Origin of the sequence: Treponema sp., assembly GCF_045657965.1 — a bacterium.
In the GTDB taxonomy this organism is placed as follows: Bacteria; Spirochaetota; Spirochaetia; order Treponematales; family Treponemataceae; genus Treponema_D.
On sequence record NZ_JAZOUG010000310.1, the window covers coordinates 1 to 5,307 of the forward strand.

At 38.3% G+C, this 5,307-nt stretch carries 2 protein-coding genes; both read left to right on the forward strand.

The window, feature by feature from the left end:
• The first annotated feature begins 152 nt into the window (after nucleotides 1–152).
• Nucleotides 153–1,673, forward strand: a complete 1,521-nt coding sequence (locus tag ACKI5B_RS11775; protein ID WP_407428988.1) for an OmpA family protein — start codon at nucleotides 153–155, stop codon at nucleotides 1,671–1,673.
• A 21-nt stretch (nucleotides 1,674–1,694) separates the two neighbouring features.
• Nucleotides 1,695–5,307, forward strand: a 3,613-nt coding sequence (locus tag ACKI5B_RS11780) for a cadherin-like beta sandwich domain-containing protein (protein WP_407428990.1), incomplete at its 3' end; no start/stop codon positions are given.

Genomic DNA, 5,307 nt, shown 5'->3' on the forward strand with positions numbered 1-5,307 from the left:
ATATTTAAGATAGTTTTCAACTGAATAGTACAAAAAGATAAGAAAATGCTTAATATAACTACGTTTTAATTCAAAAATTATTGAAATTAAGCATTTAAATCTATAAGATTAATTTCCACGGTACATCGGTGAGACAAAAAAATTGAGGATATATGAAAAAAAAAAAATTACTGACTTTGTGTTTTGCTTTGTTTTCCTGTTTTTTTGCAGTTTCTGAACCTGATAACGGTAAATTTCTGCCAGATTTTGAAATTTTACAGCCAAATCATGTTTTTTTTGAGCTTGGAGGCGGTTTAAGCTTCCCTGTTGAATTTTACAGTCAGGGAAATATTGCCATGACAAGCTACGGAGCCAATTTTTTTGCTGGTGCCGGTTATAACTGGAGCGGCTGGCTTTTGGGGTTTGCTTACACGCACGATATGTGGGGTGAAGGAAAAGGCTCTTACGCTCTTATGGAAAATTTCCGTACGAATATAGTTGAATTCCGTTTCCGCCGTCTGCTTACAAAAAATTCTGTTTCATGGCTTCCTTCATGGCTTGAAATTGTTCCTGGGGCCGGACTTGGTGTAAATTTTATTACTACAGATTATTATCCTTCAAAGCGTGCAAAAGATGAAGGAAGAATGAACAGTGTTAAGCTTTTTGATGAAGGTGCAAACTGTTTCTTTTACAGACTTTCACTTGAAACATCATTTTTCCTTGGAACAGATATGGCAGTTCCTTTTTTAGGAGTTGATTATAATGCTTTTTATGACACAAGTATTGGCGGTGGTTTTGCAGGCTATGCAAGAGCGTATATTGGAATCAGAGCCTATCCTTTTGGTGTTGTAAATGATATTCAGCGGATATCTCAAAAGAAAAAAGAACAGAATCTTGAACAGAAAAAAATAGAAAAAGAACAGATTGAATCCTGGCCTGCTCCTTCTGCGAAAATTGAACTTACTCCAAAAGAAGGATTTACTCCTGATGATGATGGAATTGATGAAACTGCAGTTTTGTTTCCTTCTGTTAAAAATTTTGAAGAAGAGCCTGAAAGCTGGAAAATTACAATCCTTGATTCTCAGAATCATGAATTTAAGACATGGACCGGAAAAGGTGCACTTCCGGAGAATCTTGAATGGAACGGCCGATCAGATTCCGGAGAACTTGTATTTTCAAGAAATATTTATACTGTAAATCTTACCGTTGTTCCTTCTCACAAAGATCAGGAACGTACCGGTGTGAAGGAAGTAACTGCAGATAATTCATTGAAGACCGGAATTTTGATGCAGGTAATTATTCCTAACAAAAAATGGAAAATTATCGTAAATACAATTCACTTCGATGCAGACAAAGCAACCTTTGACAGAATCCCTGCCGAACAGCGTCAGGAAAATATCGAAACTCTGGACAGCATTGCCCGTCAGATTAAAGAACATGGTGAAGTAAGTGTTCTGGTTGAAGGTTATGCAAATAATGTTACCAATACAGAGCGCGAAGACCGTGAAGAACTTGTTCCTTTGTCAAATCTTCGTGCAAAAGTTATAGCAGATTCACTTATTGAACGCGGATTAAAACAAGAACTTTTAGCTTCTGAAGGAAAAGGTGGTGCTAATCCGATTGCTGAATGGAAAGACAGACAGAACTGGTGGAAGAACCGCCGTGTAGAATTTATTGTTACAAGACAGGAATAGTTTTAGGAGAAAGAAGGTTTTATGAAAAAGATTTTTCGTTTTACTTTTATTGTATTTTCATTAATGATGGTTTTCACCGGCTGTTCTAATTTATTTGAGCGTTATTACAATGAAGACGGAACTGAAAAAACTGGTGATGACTCTCTAAAAACTTCAGCTTCCAGCGTTGGCACTTCCAGTGTTTCCAGCGGTCTTGTAGTAATAAAAAATACTGCGCCTTCTGTAAATCAGATAACCTATAATGCAGCCCAGAATACATATTTTGTAGGAAAAGTTCCTTCTGATTTTAATGATTTTGATGTTGATTATATAAATGGAACAAATGTTTCTCTTCATGATGATGATAATCCTGTAGAATTCAGGGCATATGCAAATGATTCAAATGCAACTGTTACCTGGACTGCGGAACAGACCTGGCTTTTTTCTGCTGATTTAGAAACTGGAAAAGATGCGGCAGGTGAGGAAGTAACAGGCTATTTCAGTCAGAGTGCACAAAAACTTTCAAAGCCTGTTGAAGTTTCTTTAACAGATAATTCTTCTTCATCTTCAAGTATTGTAACGGCAAATCTTCCTTATGGAGTCACTGTTGTTAGCTGTACAATTACAGCTGATGATGAAGAATACTCTTCAACCTACAGAATTGTTCTGACAAAGCGATATGAACTTATTTATAATTCAGGGCTTGTTGTTCTTAGTGCTCAGGATGAATCATTAAATATGATTGAATATGATGAAGAAATTCCAGAATATGAACTTTCAGAAATAACTGCAGATGATAATGACATGAGCTTCAGATATTTTCTGTCCGATACAGATTATTCTATCGAGTGGTCTGTAATTCAAATTGAAGAATATGAAGCTGTAACCCAGACTGTTACAACGACTTCTTATGATTCTGATTTAGGCACTAAGACAGAAGTTACAACTACAACTGTTACAGGTCAAAAAATTACAGAAGTTAATAATGCACTTGATTTCGAGACAGAAAGTAAATACGGAAATAATCAGGCAATTAAAGCTTCAATTCCATATGGAAAAACTGAAGTAACAGTAACAATTACTGCCCCGGATTTTACTGAAACTTCTTATAAAGTAATTCTTACCCGAAACATTTACACAGAAACTTCAGCTTCAGGTTCAACTGCGGTTACCGGAAACTATTCAAAACTTTCAGAACTGACAGTAGATTTGACCAGCGGTGAGGATACCTCATCACTGGCACTTACTCCTGAATTTAATCCTGATGTCACTGTTTATCGTCTTGAAGTTGATGAAGAAGCAGATTCAATCACTATTAATGCAACTGCTGCTTCTGAAAATGCAGAAATTTCTGATGCAAAGGTTATTACAAAATATGGTACTGTTCCTGATGTTTCAGGACTTACTGTTCCATTAGCAGGCGGAACTTCAAAAATCACCTTTACCGTAACTGACGAAAGTGGAGTCAGCCGCACCTATACAATTTACGTAACAAAAACAACGGACGGAGACACAACACTTTCTGCCCTCGACTTTACTCCAGCTTCCTCTTATGCAAACGGCGTTAAAGGATTTACTGTAGACACAACATACACAGGTGAAAGTTCAAGCGGAACAGCAAAATACAGCATGACGCTCAGCGCAGACAGCCGCGTAGATGTAACTGATTTAACCTTTACAGCAGTCCCAGCAAACAAGCGAACAACAGTCGCATACGGTGTTTCTGATTCAGTTTCTACTCTTCCTGGTGATGATGAGTGGACTGATTCATACACCTATGCCACACAGACTTCATCTCCAGTTTCAAAATCGCTCACCATTGGCGATGAAAGCACCGCTACCATTACCCGCGTGCTTTGGGTAAAGACCGTAAGTGACAGCTACTACCACTACACAACTTCCGGCTATGAAAGCGAAAAACGTGCAGACACCACCTACCATGCAGTAAAAATTACAAAGGCGGGAGATTTAAACACAAATCTTACAGAGCTTGTCGTTGTTGCAACTTACGAAGACGGAAGCACAAAGACAATTCTTACACAAAAGACAACTTCTGAAGTTGCTAGCACAACAAGCGGAGTGGCTGTAAATGTATCCACCTACGCAGACCAGCTTGACTTCTACTTCCGCCCGCTTGATAAGGACGCAGCTGTAACATATACGGCAGCAAACACAGTTTATGCAACCGGTCAAAACACAAGTTTTACTGGATATGCTGCAGGCGCAGTATCAGCAGGAATTGATGAGACTTCAGATAATCTTTCTGCACCCGGATACCACTTTACACTCGGTGAAATAGCTCAGGGAACTGGAGTAAGCTATAATACAAAAGATTTGCCGAACGGAACTACAACTGTAAAAATCTGCGGTATTACATATAAATTTGTAAAACCTGACGTAAATACTGTTTCTTATTCTGTAAGCGGCTGGGATAATCTTGGAAGTGGAATAGATACAGAAACACGTGAATATTATATATATCTGGAAAATTCGGTAGATACTGTTCATCTTCCATTCACCGTAACACAGCAGAATGCAACAGTAAATGTAAGCTCCGTAACTCAGACAGCCGATGCAAACGGAGCTACTCCTGCATCCCAAAGTGATGCAAGCTGGAGTGTACTTCATAAAGATAATTCTTCTTCCGGTCAGGTATCAAATTCATGGATTGTAAGTATTGGAAATGCTTCTTATGAAGCTGACGGATATACAACAACCAAGACTGGAAATACTTCTTCTTCAATTGTAATTCCTGAAGGTACGACAAAACTTGTAATGTATGTAGAAAATAACGGCACATCAAAAGACTACACCTACTACATAGTGCGTGCAAGCGATTCAGAATCACGCTTAAAGGAACTTTCTTTTGATTCTGCATCAATTGAACTTTCTGACTGGACTACAGATTCTGACACTGCAGCAAGCTATGTTTACATGCCGGTTTCAGATGCTTATGACATCGATGCCGGAACACTTGTTCTTTCTGCAGCAGCAGTTTCTGATAATGCAGTAATTTCTGTTACAAAGACTCATTCTTCAATAAGAAACATAACTGCCTCAGATGATGAAAACTGGGAAACTTCTTCTGTTTCTGTCGGAACTGAATCAACAGGCTCATACGAAGGAAGCTATACAATTTCTGCCAGCGATGCCGGCTGTCTTATGTACACAGTGACTGTTATTTCAAGCAACGGTAATTCAACTCATACATACCATATTATCGTTTATGTTGAAGCAGATACCACAGCAGCACTGACGGCTCTTTCTGTTGTGCAGAACGGAACAGATTACAATAATTCAATCCTTGCAAATTCATTCAGTTCAGATACAACATCTTACGAACTTTCTGCAAGTCTGAATTACACCGGAAATATTGTAATTACACCGACGGTTTACGAAAAAGCTTCAATTACAGACTGTACTGTGACTGTAGACAGTGAATCAATTATTGACAGCGGTGCTTCAGTTTCTGAAAATGTGATTACCGTTCCATACGACTGGTACAGTGAAAATCTCGGAAAGACTGTTATAATTACATACACCGTTACAGCACAGGACCCGGCCGTAACAAATACATATACAGTAACTCTTGCTCTTCCAACTCTTACAACAATAACCGAAACTGAAACATTCAGCTATTCAACTGAATATTCTT

Excerpts from the sequence above, each read along its gene's own strand:
- ACKI5B_RS11775 (WP_407428988.1), top strand. The coding sequence starts at position 153 with ATGAAAAAAAAAAAATTACTGACTTTGTGTTTTGCTTTGTTTTCCTGT.